The organism is Guyparkeria sp. SB14A (genome assembly GCF_005096345.1).
GTDB classification, from domain to species: domain Bacteria; phylum Pseudomonadota; class Gammaproteobacteria; order Halothiobacillales; family Halothiobacillaceae; genus Guyparkeria; species Guyparkeria hydrothermalis.
In genome coordinates, this window is record NZ_SWAW01000020.1 from 1 (window position 1) to 18446 (window position 18446).

The following is an 18446-nucleotide window of genomic DNA, read 5'->3' on the forward strand; positions in this document are numbered from 1 at the left end:
GAACGTGCTCAGCACTTACCCAGATGGCTGCATGACTACAATTGGCACCGGCAACATGGCAGCCTTGACCATAAACCGCCCATCAGCGTCCTTGGGTTACCCGAGGACAACCTCATGAGACTCCACACCTAGCCGGCGTGCCAGCCTCGGCGCTCGCATGAACCGGCCCGGGCATCCCATCATCCGGGGTTGCCGGACCAAGTAAGAACCGCGACACCGTCGCCAGCACTTCCTCGCCGAACGGGAACACGTTCGACAGGCTGATCACCAGCCCGGCATGACGCAGGTTATCCACGCGCAACAACTCCACCGGCACGCCGGACTGTTCCAGCCGGCGGGCGAGGCGCTCGGTGTTGCGCGGATCGACCACCGGATCGTCCGCGCTCACCACCAGCAGCGTCGGCGGCACGTCGGCATCGACCCAGTTGACCGGCTGGCTGGATGCCAACGGGTCGGCCGGCTCGAAGATGCGCTCGAGCGTGGCGTCGTTCAACGGCAGGAAATCGTAGGGGCCGGCAAGTCCCGCCCAGCTGGCAATCCAGTCGCGCCCGCCACCCACGGACTCGAGATAGCGTGCATCGGTGACCAGCATCGCGGCGTTGTACGCGCCGGCCGAATGCCCCAACAGCGATAGCCGTGCGGGATCGCCGCCGTACGCCGTGGCCTGCTCGCGGGCCCAGGCCACCGCGCGGGCCGAGTCGCACAGGAACGCCGGGTAGCGCACCTCCGGGTAGACGCGGTAGTCCGGAATCATCACCACCAGTCCGCGACTCGCCAGTGTCCGCCCCAGGAACCCGTAGGTGGAACGATCGCCCGACTGCCAGCTACCGCCCCAGAAAAACACCACCACGGGCGCGTCGGTCGCATCGACGGGGCGGTAGACGTCCAGCGACAACTCGCGCTCGGCATCGAAGACCACGTCACGGGTCACGGCCACCGATTCGCTCGGTGCGAGTGACTCGAGGACCCGCGCCCCCGAACAGGCAGTCAGGTTCAGCAGGGTCACACTCGCCGCGGTGATCGCGGTCAGGATTCGTTTCACGCGTTTGCTCCGTGGTCATCGCGCAGGGCCACGGAGTGTAGACCGACTCAGCGCGCGCGGGATGACCGGATGCGTGCCCGTTCGCGCAATTCATGCGCCGCGGCGACCAGGTTGCGCAATCCGGCGCGCACCTCCTCCCAGCCGCGCGTCTTGAGCCCGCAGTCGGGGTTCACCCACAATCGGTCGGCCGGCACCTTGTCCAGCGCCAGTTCCAGCCGGTCGACCATCTCCGCCACGCTCGGGATCAGCGGCGAGTGGATGTCCCAGACGCCCGGGCCAATCTCGTTGGGATACTCGAACTCGGCGAAGGCATCCAGCAACTTCATGTTCGAGCGGGTCGTCTCGATGGTGATCACGTCGGCATCCAGCGCGGCGATGGCCGCGATGATGTCGTTGAACTCGCTGTAGCACATGTGGGTGTGGATCTGGACGTCGGTCGGTGCCAACGCGGTCGCAAACCGGAAGGCGCGCACGGCCCAGTCGAGATAGCCATCCCAGCCGGCGCGGCGCAGGGGCAATCCCTCGCGGAAGGCCGGCTCGTCCACCTGGATCGCGGCGATACCGGCGGCACACAGGTCGGCGACCTCCTCGCGCAGCACCGCGGCAAGCTGGTAGGCGACCGCTTCACGGGACAGGTCATCGCGCACGAACGACCAGGAGAGCATCGTGACCGGGCCGGTGAGCATGCCCTTGACCGGCCGATCGGTGAGCGACTGGGCATAGCGACTCCACTCGACGGTCAGCGGACGAGCACGCGCCACGTCACCCCAGATGATCGGCGGCTTAACGCAGCGAGATCCGTAGGACTGCACCCAGCCGGCACGAGTGAAGGCGAATCCATCCAGTTGCTGACCGAAGTACTCGACCATGTCGTTGCGCTCGGGCTCGCCGTGCACCAGGACGTCGAGACCCAGGGCTTCCTGCTCGGCGATGGTGTCGGCGATCGAGGCACGCATCGCCCGTTCGTAGGCGTTCGTGTCGATTTCCCCGCGCCGATGGGCCCGGCGCGTCGCCCGGATCTCGTCGGTCTGCGGGAACGAGCCGATGGTCGTGGTGGGAAACGCCGGGAGCCTCAACCGGGCCTGCTGGGCCCTGGCCCGATCGGGGTAGGCGTGACGGCGGACGGGTTCACGGTCGAGCGATCGACTCAACCGCTCGCGGCGGGCGTCATCCCGTCGTCCCGGCAACGCGGCCAGACGCTGGCGGGCGGCCGTGGCCGCCTCGATCTCAGGGGCAATGGCGTCGCGCCCCTCGGCCAGCCCCCGCGCCAGCAATTGCAGTTCAACCAGTTTCTGACGCGCAAAGCTCAAATTCTCGACCAAGGCTGGCGGCAGCGCCGTGTCAGCCTGGGACTCCTCGCCCGCGTCGAGGGGCAGGTGCAACAGCGAACAGCTCGGCGCCAGCCACAGGCGGTCTCCCAAGCGTCGATGCAGCGGCTCGAGTCGATCAAGCAGCGCGGCCAGGTCGGCACGCCAGATCGAGCGACCGTCCAGCACCCCCGCCGAGAGCACCTTGAACGCCGGCAGACGATCGGCAATCGCGTCGAGCTCGCCACCGGACGAGGCATCGACGTGAAGGCCGTCGATCGGCAGGCCGGCCAACAGGGACAATCGCCCGTCGATCGGCGCAAAGTAGCTTGCCAGCATCAGGCGGAGTCCCGGTGTCTTCACGCGGTGATAAACCGGCTCGAACGCGGCCAGCCAGTCGGCCGGCAGATCCAGCCCGAGGATCGGCTCGTCCAGTTGCACCCACTCGGCGCCCAGGGCCGCGATCTCGCTCAACAGCGCGGCGTAGGCATGGGCGAGTTCCGGCGCCCGGGCCAGGCGCTCCTCCCGGCTGGCACCCCCGCTCAACCACAGGAAGGTCAGCGGCCCGATCAGTACCGGCTTGCTGGACGGATCGTCGGCGAGCGACTCCTTGATCTCGTCGAGCAGGCGCCCGGCATCGAGCCGGAATGGGCGTGCCGCGTCCAGCTCGGGCACCAGGTAGTGATAGTTGGTATCGAACCACTTGGTCATCGCCAGCGGCGCGAGGCTGCCCTGCTCTCCTTGTTGCCCACGCGCCAGGGAAAACAGCGAGTCGAGGTCATTGGGCCGGTCGCCGAACCGTTGCGGTGCCTGGCCGAACAACAGGCACAGGTCGGCCATGCCGTCGTAGAACGTGAAATCGCCGCAGGCCGGACGCGTGATACCGGCCTCACGGTGCCATCGGCGGGAATCGTCGCGCACCTGGCGGGCGGTCTCGTGCAGGGCGACCCGATCGGACGTCCCGCGCCAATGGTCCTCGAGGGCCCACTTGAGGGCACGATTCTGACCGATGCGGGGGAAGCCGAGGGTGTGGGTGACGAGCTTGTTGGTGAAGGGCGTATGGGTGACGGGCGGGATGGTCGCGGCGGTCATGTCGGTGACTCTCGATAATGGATGTGGATTCACCCTATCGAAAGACAACATGCATTTCGTCGCGCCTTATTCTCTTTTTACATGATTTTCATTCATGACTGGTGGAGTCGGATGCCGCGACCAGGTCACGATGGAAGACCACGGTGTCGTCACGCTTCTCCTTGGCGCGGTACATGGCCGCGTCGGCGCGCCGCATCAGGCCATCGAGCGTGTCGGCATCGTCCGGGAACCGGGCAAAACCGATCGATGCCTGCACGTGGATCAGCTGCGCGGTGCCACCGAGCATCATCGGCTCCCGCAGCGCCTCGAGCAGTGCGTCACCCAGGCGGACCATGTCCGCGTCGTTGCGCACCCCGTAGAAGGCGACCACGAACTCGTCGCCGCCCAGTCGCGCCACGATGTCCTCGCGACGACCCACACCGGAGAGGCGCCGTGACACCTCGCGCAGCACCTCGTCGCCGACGTGGTGCCCCAGGGTGTCGTTGATCGGCTTGAAGCCGTTGAGATCGACGAACGCCAACGCGATGCCCGTACCCTCGCGGATGGCATGCAACCGGGCCTGTTCGAAGCGTTCCTCGAGCCCGGAGCGGTTGAGCGTGTCGGTAAGCGGGTCGTGCAGGGCGCGATGGTGCATGGCCTGCATGCGGCGATGGCGAACGGTGACGTCGCTGATCACGGCGACGTAGCGGCTCACCCGGCGACGATCGTCACGGATCAGGTCGACCGACCAGCCCAGCACGCGCTCGCGACCGTCCGGCAGCCGACAGGCCAGCTCCTCGGTCCAGCGCCCGCGCTGGCGCAGGCCGCGGACACAGGCCTCGAGTCGTCGACGGCTGTGATCCAGTACCTCGGGGGTGGTCAGGCGCGCCCCGACCAGTTCCTTGGACGACTGCCCCACCAGCCGCTCGAAGGCCGGGTTGACGGCCAGCACGTGCCGGAAACGGTCGAGGATGACGATGGCGTCCCCCGCCCCCTCGAACACGGCCGTGGCCAGCCCCTCGAGCTGCTCGAACGCCTGCCGGTCGGAGAGATCGGTGAGCGTGCCGACCAGGCCGGACTGCCCTTGCGCCGCGGTGGCAACCGGTTCGACGCGCACCTCGGCGGGCACTTCCGTGCCGTCGTTGCGCACCAGCCTCGTGGTCAACACGACGCGCTCGAGGCGCGATTGACCGGTGCCGGCGCGGCCACGCCCCCGCATGCGCTCGGCCGCCTCGCGGATGCGTCGCCGTTCCTCCTCGGGAAAGAGGTTGAGCCAGGACGCCCCGATGACGCCCTGTTCGGAACGTCCCACCATCCGCTCGTAGGCCGGGCTGACGTACACCAATTGTCCGCGGCGATCGGTGCGAAACACCACGTCGCTCACGTTGGAGGTCACGTCACGCAACAGTCGCTCGGAATCGACCAGAGAACGCTGCTGTGCCTGCCAGCGCACGGCCAGCCAGATCACCAGCAGGCCGACCAGCACGGCGAGCAGCTCGGCGGCGCGCGTCAACCACGTGACCATCGCGGGCGGCTGGCTGGGCTGCATGGCCAGTTGCCAGCGCCCGTCCAGGGCGATCACGGGGGTGGTCAGGACATCGCCTTCGGCGAACAGCTCCGGTTGGCCCAGGAAGACCGCCCCGTCCGCCCCGAGGCCATCCATGCCGCGCACGGCCAGGCTGCCCTCGTTCAGTCGGTCGCTCACCCCGGCACTCTCGAACAGCCGCATGACGTCGATGGGCGTGGATACCACGCCCCAGTACTCTTCGGCCCCGTCACCGTCGGTGTCGAAGAAGACCGGCACCCGGTGGATGACCGCGTAACCGCCCTGCACCAGCTCGTAGGGCCCGCCCAGCACGGGTTCACCCGTCTGCATCGCGCGGCGCAACGACGTCCCCTGAATCGGATGAGCGGCGAGATCCACGCCGATTGCCGCCTCGTTGCCCTCGAGCGGAATGCTGATCTGGATGACGTTGTCCGGGGCGATCGCGATCGACCGGATTACCGGCGTGCGTTCGAGCATCCGGTCGGCGACGGAGCGCAGGCTGTCGACGTCGAGCCCGTGGTTGACCTCGATCATCGCCCCAACACCGTCGGACACATTCGAGGCCTGGTTGAGCTGGGATTCGATGCGCGTGCGGATCTGGGCCAGGTCATCCAGATCGGCCTGCAGGACCGCCGTGGTCAATTGCCGTTCGACCACCCACGTGGAGGCCAGCAGCACGCCACTGACCACCAGGCCGGCGACCAACGACGGAAGCATGCGCTTGAGACGGGCATAGCGAGGCCGCGAGCCGCCACGAAACGGCCCCGGCATATCCTGGTTTTCGGCCCGCCGGCCGGTGTGGAGACTGCCCACCACCGATCTCTCCTTTGATGCGGATTACCCGATAAAACCAGTCTAGCTTAGAGCGCGGTCCGTACGGCTAGTCAGCCTAGGCAAATGCTGGCTCTTTTCCGGATTCGACAAACGAAAAGGCCGGTGCCTTGCGGCACCGGCCTTCCTCAATTCGGGTTCCCGGGTGGTCCGGACTCGACCACCGAGCGTTCAAGCGGCGTTAGCTGTGCTGATGTTGGTGCTGTCGCTCTTCCTGGGCGTGCTTGGCCTCGCCCGACTTCTTCCACAGCATCCAGAAGGCGTACAGAGGCATGCCGATGATGCCGATCATGGCGAGGATGCTGACCAGTACGATTTGCAGTTCGATGTCCATCACAATCAACCTCCGATTGTTTGATCGCATGACCGCCTTGGTCAGGCCAGGTCATGGGTCTGAATCTAGACCCTGCTTATGGACCTATCAACCCAGCGCATCACTGCAGTATTCGCCGGAGTGAGCGATCGATCGGCAAACAGCGTCAGCGCAGGCGTTGGCCCGGCGAATCGGCCAGAAATTAGGCAAGGGACTCGCCCAGGAACGCCGCCCCGCGTACCCCGCTCGAATCACCGAAACGTGGCGGCACCAGACGCGTGCTGATCGGGTCGGAGAAGACGAACTCGTCCCACTGCGCCGGGACGTTCTGGTAGAGCCGGTCGACGTTCGACATCCCGCCGCCGAGCACAATCACGTCAGGATCGAACAGGTTGATGACGTGCGCCAGCGCGCGTGCCAAGCGCCGCTCGTAGCGGAGGAGGCTCGCGTTGGCCACCTCGTCGCCGTCCAGCGCACGGGCCACGATGGCCTCGCCGGTTAGCGACTCGCCGCTGCGCTCGGCGTGATCGCGCTCGAATGCCGGCCCGGAGAGCCATTGCTCGATGCACCCGTTGAGGCCACACCAGCATGCCGGGCCGGGCGACTCGTCACCCTCCGCCCAGGGCAACGGGTTGTGCCCCCACTCGCCGGCGATCGCGTTACGCCCGACCAGCACCCGGCCATCGATCACCAGCCCGCCGCCCACGCCGGTACCGAGGATCACGCCGAACACCGAATCGGCACCCGCCGCGGCCCCGTCATCCGCCGATTCGGACAGCGCGAGGCAGTTGGCGTCATTGGCCATCAGCACCTCGCGCCCCAGGCGGGCCTCGAGATCCGCCTTGAGCGGTCGGTCGTTGAGTACCACGGAGTTGGCGTTCTTGATCAGGCCGGTACGCGGCGAAATCGTGCCGGGGGTGCCCACCCCGATGCCGTCGGCCCGACCGCACTCGCGCTCGGCGCGTTCGATCAGCGCAGCCATGCTCTCGACCGTCCCGGCGTAGTCACCCTTGGGCGTGGGTTCGCGCTCCCGCCAGCGGATGTGGTTGTCGGGGTCCAGTACCGCCACCTCGATCTTGGTGCCCCCCAGGTCGACGCCCAGTCGATTGCTCATCGCCTTATTCCCCTGCTCGAAAAGACAACGGCCCGGCCGCGATCCGTTCACGTGCCGGGCCGATGGTCGCCCGGCACCCCGCGGGTGCCAGGCAGTCGGTAGTTCTTTCGTCAGAGCGCGCCGAGGGCGGCCTGGTAGTTCGGCTCGTCGGCGATCTCGCCGACCTGCTCGACGTGGCGCACCGTGTTGTCGGCATCCAGCACCACGACGGTACGGGCGGCCAATCCGGCCAGCGGGCCGTCGGCGATGCGCACGCCGTAATCGTCGAGGAACTCCGGATGACGGAAAGCGGACAGGGTGACCACATCATCGAGCCCCTCGGCGCCACAGAAGCGACCCTGCGCGAACGGCAGGTCCATCGAGATGCACAGCACGACCGTGTCGTTGAGTTCGCCGGCGCGGCGATTGAACTCGCGCACCGACTGGGCGCAGGTGCCGGTATCCAGGCTCGGGAAGATGTTGAGCACCTTCTTCTTGCCGGCAAATGCCTCCAGCCCCTTGTCGGAAAGATCGCTCGCGGTCAGCGAGAACGCGGGCGCCTTGTCACCCACGGACGGCAGCGCGCCGGCAACGTTGACGGGCGAGCCCTTGAATGTGACCTGGGACATGGATTGCCTCCTTTCTCTTGGGCCAGTCGAACTGGCTGAAATGATTGTCGAAATGGGTCGAAATGGCGGTGGCCTCGCAGGGCGCCGCCAGTGCGTATCAGTTACGCAGCGTCGCGATCAGCCGCTTGGGTTTCAAGAGTAGATCAAGGGCGCTGTTGATGTCGGGGCAGATCACGTCGCAGGCATCCAGCGCGTGGCGTGACAGCCCTTCCGGTTGCATCACGCCGACACCCAGCACGGCCTCGGCCAGCATCAGGGCATCGTTGCGCCCGTTGCCGATGGTGACGCATTCACGCGCCGAGAGCGTGCGCACGTAGCGCTGCTTGGCCTCGTCCTGCAGGTGGTCGGACAAGGTCGAGAGCGTCACCGGCAGGTCCGCCAGTCGCCCCTCGACGTCACCGTAGGTATCGGCGGTGATGACGTGGACGTCCAGGTGCTTGGACAGCTCGTGCAGGCGCTCGCCCACGCCTTCGACCAGGGCGCCGTCGAGCGCGAGCGTGCCGTTGTAGTCGAGCACCAGGTGCGACAGGTGCAGGACGCCCCGACTGGGGATGGTGATTTCGAGCATGGTTTACTCCTCGATGACGATTTCGGGTCCGGCCTGTTGCTCCGAACGCACGGCACGCCCAAGGCCCGCGGCAAGCCGTCGCGCGGCCTGACGGTAGGTGCCGGCCAGCGCGCCGGACGGGTCCTTGGCGACCGTCGGGGTGCCGGCATCCAGGTCCTCGCGGATCCGCAGATCCAGGGGCAGGCGGCCCAGCAAGTCGGTGCCGTACTGACTGGCGATCGATTCGCCGCCGCCCTCGCCGAAGATCGCCTCGACGTGACCGCAGTTCGAGCAGACGTGGGTCGCCATGTTCTCGATCACGCCCAGGATCGGCACGTTCACCTTGTTGAACATGGTGATCGCCTTGCGCGCGTCCAGGGTGGCGATTTCCTGCGGGGTGGTGACGATCACGCTGCCGGCCACCGGCACCTTCTGCGCCAGCGTCAGCTGCACGTCGCCGGTACCCGGCGGCATGTCGACGATCAGGTAATCCAGGCCGTCCCAGCGGGTGTCGTTGAGCAACTGCATCAGGGCCGAGGTGACCATCGGGCCACGCCACACCATCGCCGATTCCTCGTCGACCAGGTATCCGATCGACATGGTCTGCAGGCCATGGGCCTCGACCGGGGCCATCGACTTGTCGTCGACCTGGCGCGGCTTCTCGTGACTACCCAGCATGCGCGGCTGGCTCGGGCCGTAGATGTCGGCATCCAGCAGCCCCACCTTCGCGCCATCGGCCGCTAGGGCCAGGGCGAGGTTGATGCTAGTGCTGGACTTGCCCACGCCACCCTTGCCCGAGGCCACCGCGATGATGTTCTTCACGCCCGGCAGGGGCTTGCCATGCAGGGCCGAGCCCTCGGGGGCAACAAAGGCCACCGTGACGGCGGGGGCAAGCGAGGCATCAACGCCGGCGACTGCCTCGCGAACCCGACTGGTCAGCTCGGCCTCCCAGTCCCCCGGCGGGTAGTCGAGCACGATATCGATCTGGCATGACTTGTCGCCGCATTCGACACGCTCGACCGCCCCCGACTCGGCCAGCGTCTGGTCGTTGTTGGGATCGTGAATCGCCTCGACCGCTCGCTGGATCTCGGCAGTTCGTTCGTCGTTGGCGTTGCGCTTCTTGCCGAACAGGCCCATCAATCTCGTCACTCCGCTATTGGCTTAGCCCCCTAGGGTAGCAAAATCGGACCAATCCGGTCTGGTTATGCCAACCGTTTTTCGGCCTCGAGCACCGTCTGCTGCATGGGCAGGAGACTGTCAGGGTTGAGCGACAGGCTCGAGATGCCCTGCTCGACCAGCCACTCGCTGATCTCGGGGAAATCCGAGGGCGCCTGACCGCAGATCCCGATGTACTTGCCCTGCTCGCGGCAGGCGGCGATCGCCATGGCCATGAGCTTCAAGACCGCCGGGTTGCGCTCGTCGAGCCCCTCGATCAGCGAGGAGTCGCGATCGACCCCCAATGTCAGCTGAGTGAGATCGTTCGAGCCGATGGAAAAGCCATCGACGTGCTCGAGGAATTCCTCGGCGAGCAGTGCATTGGCCGGGATCTCGCACATCAGGTAGACATTGAGGTCGTGCCGGCCGCGCTCCAACCCCGCCTTGGCCATCAGGGCCAGCACCCGGTCGACCTCCTCGACGCTGCGTACGAAGGGCAACATCACCTGGGCATTGGTCAGGCCCATCCCCTCGCGCACGCGCCGCAGGGCCTCGCACTCGAGCAGGAACGCCTCGGCGAACGACTCGGCGTAGTAACGCGACGCCCCGCGAAAGCCGAGCATCGGGTTTTCCTCGTGGGGCTCGAACCCCGCCCCGCCGACCATCGCGGCGTACTCGTTCGACTTGAAGTCCGACAGGCGCACGATCACCGGCCGCGGGTGGAAGGCCGCCGCGATCGTGCCCACGCCCTCGGCGAGCTTCTGGATGTAGAACTCGCGTCGATCGGCGAAACCCACGGTGTGCCGATCGATCTCGGCCTGTGTCTTGGCATCCAGCTGGTCATATTCGAGCAACGCCCGCGGGTGAATGCCGATGCGGTTGTTGATGATGAATTCCAGTCGCGCCAGGCCCACGCCCGCCGCCGGCAGCGAGGCCAGCCGGAAGGCCTGCTCGGGATCGCCGAGATTGATCATCAAGTCGGTGCGCGTGGTCTCGGTCCCCGACAGGTCGAGCCGCTCGACCGTGAACGGCAGCACGCCGCGATAGACATGCCCGGTGCTGCCCTCGGCGCAGGAGACGGTCACCTCCTCGCCGTCGGGCACCCGCTCGGTGGCATCGCCGCAGCCGACGATCGCCGGAATGCCCAGCTCGCGGGCGATGATCGCGGCGTGACAGGTCCGTCCACCCCGGTTGGTGACGATCGCCCCGGCGCGCTTCATGATCGGCTCCCAGTCGGGGTCGGTCATGTCCGTGATCAGGATCTCGCCGTCGTCGAGCTTCGCCATTTCGGCCGAAGACTCGATCGTCCGGGCGCGCCCGGCGGCAATGCGCTCGCCGACGCTCTTGCCTTCGACCAGCACCTCGCCCCGCTCTTCCAGCCGGTAGGTGGCGTGGGTGGCGGCCTCGCGCTGCGAGTGGACCGTCTCGGGACGGGCCTGGAGGATGAACAGCTCACCACTGTCGCCGTCCTTGGCCCACTCGATGTCCATCGGGCGGAATTCGCCGGCCTGCTCGCTGTAGTGGCGCTCGATCTCCACGGCAAAGCGGGCCAGCGTCAGCACCTCCTCGTCGGTGATCGCAAAACGCTGGCGCTCCTCGACCGGCACGTCGACGTTGCGGGTCGAGGCACCGTGGCGGGCATCCTCGGTGTAGATCATGCGGATCGCCTTCACGCCCAGCTGGCGCGAGACGATCGGGCACAAGCCTTCCTCGAGCTTTGGCTTGTAGACGTAGAACTCGTCCGGGTTGACCGCCCCCTGCACCACGTTCTCGCCCAGCCCGTAGGCCGCGGTGATGAACACGGCGTCCCGGAAGCCCGACTCGGTGTCGATGGTGAACATCACCCCCGAGGCGGCCTTGTCCGAGCGCACCATCTTCTGCACCCCGGCCGAGAGGGCCACCGCCATGTGATCGAATCCCTGGTGCACCCGGTAGGAGATCGCCCGGTCGGTGAACAGCGAGGCGAACACGTGGCGGATGCTGTCGATTAGGGCCTGTTCGCCGGCGATGTTGAGATAGCTTTCCTGCTGGCCGGCGAACGAGGCGGTAGGCAGGTCCTCGGCGGTGGCCGAACTGCGCACGGCCACGTCCGTGTTCTCGCCGTACTCCTGGCCCAGTTCCCGGTAGGCCGCGACGATCTCCTCGGCAAGGTCCGCCGGCACCTCACCCTCGGCAATCCAGCCGCGGATCTGCCGTCCGGCCTTTTCCAGCGCGGTGACGTCGTTGGTATCGAGCGAACCGAGTACCTCGCCGATCCGGTCGGTCAGATCGTTGTGCTCGAGGTAATGGCGATAGGCCTCCGCGGTCGTCGCGAACCCGTCGGGCACCCGCACGCCACGCTCAGAAAGCTGGGCGACCATCTCGCCCAGGGAGGCGTTCTTGCCCCCCACCGTGGCCACGTCGTTCATGCCCAGTTCGGAAAATCGCCGCACAAAGCGCATTACTGCCTCTCCCTTGATCAATCCCGGCCGCCCCGAATCGCCTGACCCGATCGCCTGGCCATGGCCCGGACAATGGCCCTGGTGCCCAGGGCCTTGTGTCCATGACCTTGGGTCGAGCTTAGCACCGGCCGAGGTGTCGTTGCGGGAACCTTTTTGACAATATTCGATCGGACGAATGTATACTCGACCACCCCCTCACTGGAGAGACCCATGCAACGACTCACCGCCCTCCTCGCCGGCACGCTGGCCCTGCTGACCACCGCCCTCGGCCATGCCGATGGCGAGACCACCTACCAGCCGACGGCCGAGCCGGTCACCGACTCGGTGTACGCGATCATCGGGCCGACCGATGCCCGCACCTACGAAAATCACGGCATGAACGCCAACTACGGGGTGATCGTGACCGACGAGGGCGTGATCCTGATCGACTCCGGCCCGGGTGCCTTCAGCGGCCCGTACATCGAGCGAGCCGTCGCCAAGGTCAGCGACCAGCCGATCCGCTGGGTGGTCAATATCGGCGTGCAGGACCATCGCTGGCTGGGTAACGATTACTTCCAGCAACAGGGTGCCGAGGTCATCGCCCTCGAGCAGACCGTCGAGTCGCAGCAGGAATTCGCCGACCAGCACATGGAAGGTCGACTGCCCGAGGCACTGGGCGAACGTTTCGAGGGCACCAGGCCGGCCTATGCCGACCGGGTCCTCGATGGCGAGACCACCTCCATCACGCTCGGCGGCACCGAGATCGACCTCTCCCTGACCAACGCCCACTTCCCCGGCGATGCCATGGCCTACCTGCCGGAAAGCGACGTGGCGTTCACCGGCGACCTCGTCTACGTCGATCGCCTGCTGGGCATTCACCCGTGGTCGAACCCGCAGAACGGCCTGGAGGCCTTCGCCCGACTCGAGGAAATCGACCCCGAACACGTCGTGCCGGGCCATGGCCGCGTCAGCGACATGGAGCGTGCCCGACGCGACAGCGGCGATTACTACGACTTTCTGGTCAACACCGTCGGCGAGGCGGCCCGCAACTTCGAGGCCATGAGCGACGTGATGAATGCCAACGACGACCTCGAGGCCTTCAAGTATCTCGAGCACTACGACAGCTGGCATCGCACCAACATGAACCGCACGTTCATCCTGTTCGAAGGCATGTAGGGGGAACGGCAAGCGCCCCCGGTCGCATCAGGCGGGCGTCGGCGACGGAAAACGGGGCTTTTCGCCCCGTTTTTTTCGTGCCTTGCCTCACCCCTTGCTTACTACCGCTCCGGGCGAGCCTTCTCGATCCGGCTTACCGCCAGGCGGTCATCCCCGGGAAGCACCACCCAGTCCTCGCCGTGATCGGTAACCACGTCGATGACCCGAATGCGCCGCCAGCGACCATCCACCTGGACCTCGGCGTGCCGCTTGTGCAATGCCGCAGCCTCCAGCACGTCCACGATGCCGCAGCGGAAATCGGCGCCCGACTCCTCACCCATGGGCACGATCCGCGGCGGGCGTGGTCCCGCCGGATCGGCGGTCCATCAGGTACAGCCCCAGGGCAAGGAGGAACAGCACCGGCAGGGCCGACTCCATGCCCTCTTCTAGGGAAAGCATCACCATGTCGATGTTCTCCGGCAGCGTAATGTCGAACTGCACCCGCAGGATTGACGGGCCACGGTCGACGGCCTTGAGGATCGGCGAGATCGCCACCGCGAACAGGGCGAGCCAGCCCCAGGGACGACGCCAGCCGCCACGCCCGACGATCTCCCGTCCGCCCAGCACCAGCAACCAGATCAGCGTGATCGTCAGCCCCACCGCGACGGCGCCGGCGATCAGCTTTTCGGCCATCGGGACGCCGGTCATCTGGTAGTAGTCGGACTTGAACAGGCTGTCGGTGGTGAACTTCTTGTGCCAGCCCTCCTCGCGGGCAGCCAGTGCCGCGGCAATCACGGCCATGCCGATGCGACGCGACAGGCGGATTGGTCTGGCAAACAGCAGCACCGCGGCCAGAACCAGCCAGAACACCGCGCTCAAGTCTTCAAACCAGCCCGTTTCACTGAACAGGGCGTCCGCGCGCTCGGGCGGTAGCACCAGCCCCAGGTAGACGAGCCAGGCGGCATAGACCGCCAGCGCCAAGCCCGTCAGGGCCACGATGGAACGTTGATTCATGGAATGACCGTCCAAAAAATCGCCATGCTACCCAGCCGGCTTCAACGCGGCAACGCGCGGCCCGTCAGATCGACGCTAATCGACGTAGGGCCCACGCTGACGGATCGGCTCACCGTGCGGACGGCCGGCCGCCACCATCACCTCGCTGTCGTCGACCGCCTCGAGCTCGATCCGCGTCTCGCCGTCGAGGAAGGCGGCCTGCGCCGGCGAGAGCGACTGCCCGTTGATCCGCGCCGCGCCATCCTTGAGATAAACGATCGCCCGCCAACCGGCAGGCAAGGCGATGGCGTGCCGACCGCCGGCATCGAGCAGGACATGGCGATACAGGGCGTCGGTCTTCAAGACGACCCGTCCGCCCTCGCCGGCAATGCGCCGCTCGCGTCCGCCCTCGAAGTCGACCTCGGGCACCGTCTCGGCCGGGGCTTCCTCGTAGGCAGGCTCGCTGGCCTTCAACCGACGCGGGAGGTTCACCCACAGCTGGATCCCGCTGGTGGTCTCCTCGACCGAGGGCATCTCGGAGTGGACGATCCCCGCCCCGGCCGTGAATCGTTGCGCGCCACCGGGCCCGACCGTCGAGACGTTGCCGAGGTTGTCACGATGCTCGATCTCGCCACGGAACAGGTAGGTGATCGCCTCGAAGCCCCGATGCGGGTGTTCGGGAAAGCCCGTCCCCGGGCCGAGCTCGAAGTGATCGAACATCACGAACGGGTCGAAGTTCATGAACGCCGGCAGCGGCAGATGGCGCTTGACCCGTGCGCCGGCCCCCTCGGCCATCACGGTGGCATCCCGGATCTCGATACTCACAGCAACACCTCGCGCTCGTCACGGTGAACGCCGCGATGATGCGGCTGGTCGAAGTCGATCTTGGGCCCGCGCGGCACGATGCCGGTGGGATTGATCCAGTCGTGGCTGACGTAATAGTGGTGCTTGATGTGATCGAGGCGCACCGTCTCGGCCACACCTGGCCACTGGTAGAGCTCACGGGTGAACGCCCACAGGTTCGGGAAGTCGACGAGCCGGTTCCGGTTGCACTTGAAGTGACCGTGATAGACGGCGTCAAAGCGCGCGAGGGTAGTGAACAGGCGCCAGTCGGCTTCCGTGATCCGGTTGCCGACCAGGTAACGCTGGCCGGACAGTCGCTCCTCGAGCTCGTCAAGCACCTCGAACAGGCGGTCGAAGGCCGCCTCGTAGGCCTCCTGCGTGGTGGCGAACCCCGCCCGGTACACGCCGTTGTTGACGTTGTCGTAGACGGTGGCGTTGATCTCGTCGATCGCCCCCTGCAAATCGGCCGGATAGTAGTCGTGCCGGTTGCCGGTCAGGTCGTCGAAGGCCGAGTTGAACATGCGGATGATCTCGGACGATTCGTTGTTCACGATCGTCTGGCGCTGCTTGTCCCAGAGCACCGGCACGGTGACGATGCCGCTGACCTTGGGATCGGCCCGGGTGTACAACTGGTGGAGGTGGTGCGCGCCCATCTGGCTGTCCGGCGTGGCACCGGGAAATTCGCCGAAGTGCCAGCCCTCGGCTTGCATGTGCGGGTGGACCACGTCGACGCTGATCAGGTCCCGGAGCCCCTTGATGGCCCGGAAGATCAACGTGCGATGCGCCCAGGGGCAGGCGTAGGAGACGTAGAGGTGGTAGCGCCCGGCCTCGGCCGGGAAGCCACCCTCCCCGGTCGGCCCCGGCGAGCCATCCGGCGTGATCCAGTGACGGAACATCGAGTCCTTGCGGACGAACTCGCCGCCCTCGGACTCGGATTCGAACCAATCGGTATGCAGTTTCCCCTCGATGAGCAGACTCACGCGTTTCTCCTGGCACTGTGCTGGCAAGCGCCGGAGTATGGACCAGATTTCCGGTGACGTTGTCGAACTATTCGAAACCTTTGATTCGATTCGGTAATATCTCATCCGGCCGCGACGGATACCCGACTTATGCCCCGATCACGAGATTCTGTGGCGAAAACAACGCCCTGACGGGCATTTCGCCCTACCATGAGGGGACATTCGCCCTTCGATAATCGACGACCGCCTCATGCCCCTACTGTTCGACACCCCTTGGCTGACCCTACTGGCTGGCGCCGCCCTGATCGGACTGGCCTTCGGCGCCATCGCCGCGGCCACCCGCTACTGCAACATGGGCGCGGTGTCCGACTGGGTGCTGACCGGCGATCCGGGCCGGATGCGCGCCTGGCTGTTGTCGATCGCGGTGGCCATCCTCGGGGTCGCGCTGCTCGAGACCGGCGGGGTATTCGATCTCGACCAGACGCGGGTGAACTACCGTGCCGCCGACTTCCCATGGCTGCGCTACCTGCTCGGCGGCCTGCTGTTCGGCGTGGGCATGGTGCTCGCCGGCGGCTGCACCACCAAGACGCTGGTCAACATCGGCCAGGGGGACATGAAATCGCTGTGGGCCTACGCCGTGGTGGGCGTGACCGCCGCCGGGCTGCTCTACTGGCCCGAGGCGCGCTGGTTCGTCGACCAGACGCTGGCCTGGCCGCACTTCAGTTTCGAGGCCATCTCGATCGGCCACCAGGATCTGGGCGCCCTGCTCGCGGGCATCACTCCGGGCGGGTCATTGGAACACTGGCGACTGGCCATCGCGCTGGTCGTCACGGTCGGGCTGCTCGCCTGGCTGTGGCGGATGGATCATGGACAACGCATGCGTCGTGCGGACGTGATTGGCGGGCTGGGCATCGGCCTGGTGATCACCGCCGGCTGGCTCTGGACCGGCTCGCCCATGGGGCAGGTCCTGATGAGCGAGGCGGCCCTTGCATTCGACCCGCCCAAGGGTACCGGCACCCAGTCGCTGAGTTTCGTTGCGCCGGCCGCCGAGGTGCTCCGCCTGGCCGAATCGCCGGCGCTAGGTCTCGTGACCTTCGGCATCGTCGCCATGCTCGGGGTCATCGTCGGCGCCGGCATGTGGGCCGTGGTGCGCGGCCATTTCCGACTGCAGGGATTCCGTGCCTGGTCGCAGTTCGGCACCTACTCGATCGGCGGGCTCTTGATGGGTACCGGCGGGATCATCGCGATGGGCTGTTCGGTGGGCCAGGGCCTGTCCGGCGCCTCGACCCTGGCACTGGGGAGCCTGATCGCCCTGGGCGGCATCGTGCTGGGCGCGTTCGTGACGCTCAAGATCATGCTTTACCGCGCGCTCTACCCCGAAAGCCGCCGGCGCTCGCTGACCTGCGCGTTGCTGGCCGACCTGCGCCTGATCCCGCGCCGCTGTCACCCCTTCCGAGACGAAGACCCGACCGGCGAGCGACCGAGCGGCTGCTCGCGGTAAGACGGGCACTCGCGTTCAGCGCTGCCCGACAGCCCTCGACCGATTCGGTCGAATCGATTCGGCCGGGGGCTCAGTCGTCGCCCGACTCGATCCGCAACAACGGTGCCCGCCCGTCGACCAGCACCTGCTCGGCCAGCGCGGCCGGGTAGTCGAGCGACACCCGGGTACCGGCCTCGAGTACACGCGACTCGCTCCAGTCGGCCTGTCCGCCGTCCTCGTAGCGGGCCAGCCGGTAGACGAATGCGTCGTCCTCGTTGTTCACCAGCGTCAGCCGGGTGGTGATCCGCGGGTTGTCATCCAACCCGGTCTGGCCACGCACCCGCTCGATGTTGCCCTGCACGTAGTCCGGCAAGCCGACCGAGAGCGTCTGCTCGTGCAACTTGACGTTCACGTGCGACAGCCCGCCCAGCGCCTCGCCGGGCATGGCATCGAAGACGAACATGTTGCGAAATGTGGTCTCGGCGCCTGAGTCGGTCACGCGGCAGGCGCGGTAACGGGTGTCCGGAAACACGCCGGAGAGCACCCAGGTGGTCCAGCCCGCGCTCCCGTCGCGCACGTTGCTCCGGGGGCCGCGATCGCAGTCGTCCGTGCCGACCCGGCTGGTGGCGAACAGCCCGCGGGTTTCCCGATCCCTGATGTCGCTGACCCGGAGTTCGGCCTCCACCTCGGCCTGGCAGCCGGTCAGGAGTGCGGACAGGCCGATGCCGGCCAGCAACAAGGGCATCAGGACGATACGACGGGGCATGGCAACCTCACGGTCTCGCGCAACGACCAGTCGTCCTCGGATTGACAGACGCCCGGCCGATCAGGGTGTTGACGGGGAAGCGGAGTCTAGCACCCGTCCCGCGCGCCCGGCGGGGCTTGGCATTCATTCGTGCAGGGTTTCCTCGGGAAACTCTGCACGATTCGATGACGTCTCTGCGGGACCTCCAAGGGTCCAGATGCAAGGCACAGTCCGCCGTGAAGGGCCGTCGCCCTTTACAAGGGCTGCAACGCCGCAGATGGGCCCTTGGAGGCCCGCCCGGACGGGGCTCGCGGGTT

Annotated in this window: 16 protein-coding genes and 1 pseudogene; 3 read left to right on the forward strand and 14 right to left on the reverse strand. The window is 66.7% G+C overall.

All coding sequences use genetic code 11. The features are described from left to right. A pseudogene (locus tag FAZ79_RS08395) lies at window positions 1-132 on the forward strand (IS481 family transposase); the annotation flags it as partial. Here the strand turns inward: FAZ79_RS08395 and FAZ79_RS08400 are convergent. The 9 genes from FAZ79_RS08400 to ppsA form a co-directional block, all read right to left on the reverse strand. Then, entirely contained in the window at window positions 113-1042 is a 930-nt protein-coding gene (locus FAZ79_RS08400; protein ID WP_136867528.1) for an alpha/beta hydrolase, read from the reverse strand. The pseudogene FAZ79_RS08395 and the gene FAZ79_RS08400 sit on opposite strands and share 20 nt — an antisense overlap. A gap of 47 nt (window positions 1043-1089) precedes the next feature. Further along, entirely contained in the window at window positions 1090-3441 is a 2352-nt protein-coding gene (metE, locus tag FAZ79_RS08405) for a 5-methyltetrahydropteroyltriglutamate--homocysteine S-methyltransferase (RefSeq protein WP_136867529.1), read from the reverse strand. A gap of 88 nt (window positions 3442-3529) precedes the next feature. Next, window positions 3530-5779 (reverse strand): diguanylate cyclase, encoded by a 2250-nt coding sequence (locus FAZ79_RS08410; RefSeq protein ID WP_136867530.1) that lies wholly within the window; start codon window positions 5777-5779, stop codon window positions 3530-3532. A 199-nt stretch (window positions 5780-5978) separates the two neighbouring features. Continuing rightward, window positions 5979-6131: a hypothetical protein gene (locus FAZ79_RS11480; RefSeq protein WP_156574163.1), complete on the reverse strand. Its 153-nt coding sequence runs from the start codon at window positions 6129-6131 to the stop codon at window positions 5979-5981. Between the two features lie 181 nt (window positions 6132-6312). Further along, entirely contained in the window at window positions 6313-7224 is a 912-nt protein-coding gene (locus FAZ79_RS08415; protein WP_136867531.1) for an ROK family protein, read from the reverse strand. Window positions 7225-7334: 110 nt separating this feature from the next. Then, a complete protein-coding gene (gene tpx, locus FAZ79_RS08420; protein WP_136867532.1) occupies window positions 7335-7832 on the reverse strand; it encodes a thiol peroxidase in 498 nt (165 codons plus the stop codon). A 97-nt stretch (window positions 7833-7929) separates the two neighbouring features. Then, window positions 7930-8400 carry an HAD family hydrolase gene (locus tag FAZ79_RS08425; RefSeq protein WP_136867533.1) on the reverse strand — a complete coding sequence of 157 codons (471 nt, stop codon included), beginning with the start codon at window positions 8398-8400 and terminating at the stop codon, window positions 7930-7932. Window positions 8401-8403: 3 nt separating this feature from the next. Then, window positions 8404-9519 (reverse strand): iron-sulfur cluster carrier protein ApbC, encoded by a 1116-nt coding sequence (gene apbC / locus FAZ79_RS08430; protein ID WP_348769785.1) that lies wholly within the window; start codon window positions 9517-9519, stop codon window positions 8404-8406. A 62-nt stretch (window positions 9520-9581) separates the two neighbouring features. Next, the gene (gene ppsA / locus FAZ79_RS08435; protein WP_136867535.1) at window positions 9582-11975 is read right to left on the reverse strand and encodes a phosphoenolpyruvate synthase; all 2394 of its coding nucleotides are present in this window, start codon (window positions 11973-11975) and stop codon (window positions 9582-9584) included. A gap of 210 nt (window positions 11976-12185) precedes the next feature. On the opposite strand from ppsA, the gene FAZ79_RS08440 reads away from it, so the two are divergent. Beyond that, on the forward strand, window positions 12186-13130 hold the full coding sequence (locus FAZ79_RS08440; RefSeq protein ID WP_136867536.1) for an MBL fold metallo-hydrolase: 945 nt from the start codon (window positions 12186-12188) through the stop codon (window positions 13128-13130). 101 nt (window positions 13131-13231) lie between these two features. On the opposite strand, the gene FAZ79_RS08445 is transcribed toward FAZ79_RS08440, so the two are convergent. The 4 genes from FAZ79_RS08445 to FAZ79_RS08460 form a co-directional block, all read right to left on the reverse strand. Beyond that, window positions 13232-13450, reverse strand: a complete 219-nt coding sequence (locus FAZ79_RS08445) for a hypothetical protein (RefSeq protein ID WP_136867537.1) — start codon at window positions 13448-13450, stop codon at window positions 13232-13234. Next, window positions 13443-14123, reverse strand: coding sequence for a hypothetical protein (locus FAZ79_RS08450; protein WP_136867538.1), 681 nt, complete (start codon window positions 14121-14123; stop codon window positions 13443-13445). The genes FAZ79_RS08445 and FAZ79_RS08450 overlap by 8 nt, the downstream gene beginning before the upstream one ends. 75 nt (window positions 14124-14198) lie before the next feature. Beyond that, complete coding sequence (locus FAZ79_RS08455; RefSeq protein ID WP_136867539.1) at window positions 14199-14927, reverse strand: pirin family protein; 729 nt, start codon at window positions 14925-14927, stop codon at window positions 14199-14201. Next, on the reverse strand, window positions 14924-15925 hold the full coding sequence (locus FAZ79_RS08460; protein WP_136867540.1) for a glutathione S-transferase family protein: 1002 nt from the start codon (window positions 15923-15925) through the stop codon (window positions 14924-14926). Before FAZ79_RS08460 ends, FAZ79_RS08455 begins: the two co-directional genes overlap by 4 nt. A gap of 229 nt (window positions 15926-16154) precedes the next feature. Between FAZ79_RS08460 and FAZ79_RS08465 the strand changes: the two genes are divergently transcribed. Next, window positions 16155-17405: a YeeE/YedE family protein gene (locus FAZ79_RS08465; protein WP_136867541.1), complete on the forward strand. Its 1251-nt coding sequence runs from the start codon at window positions 16155-16157 to the stop codon at window positions 17403-17405. A 70-nt stretch (window positions 17406-17475) separates the two neighbouring features. Here FAZ79_RS08465 and FAZ79_RS08470 read toward each other — a convergent pair whose 3' ends face one another. Then, the gene (locus tag FAZ79_RS08470) at window positions 17476-18150 is read right to left on the reverse strand and encodes a hypothetical protein (RefSeq protein ID WP_136867542.1); all 675 of its coding nucleotides are present in this window, start codon (window positions 18148-18150) and stop codon (window positions 17476-17478) included. Window positions 18151-18446 lie beyond the last annotated feature (296 nt).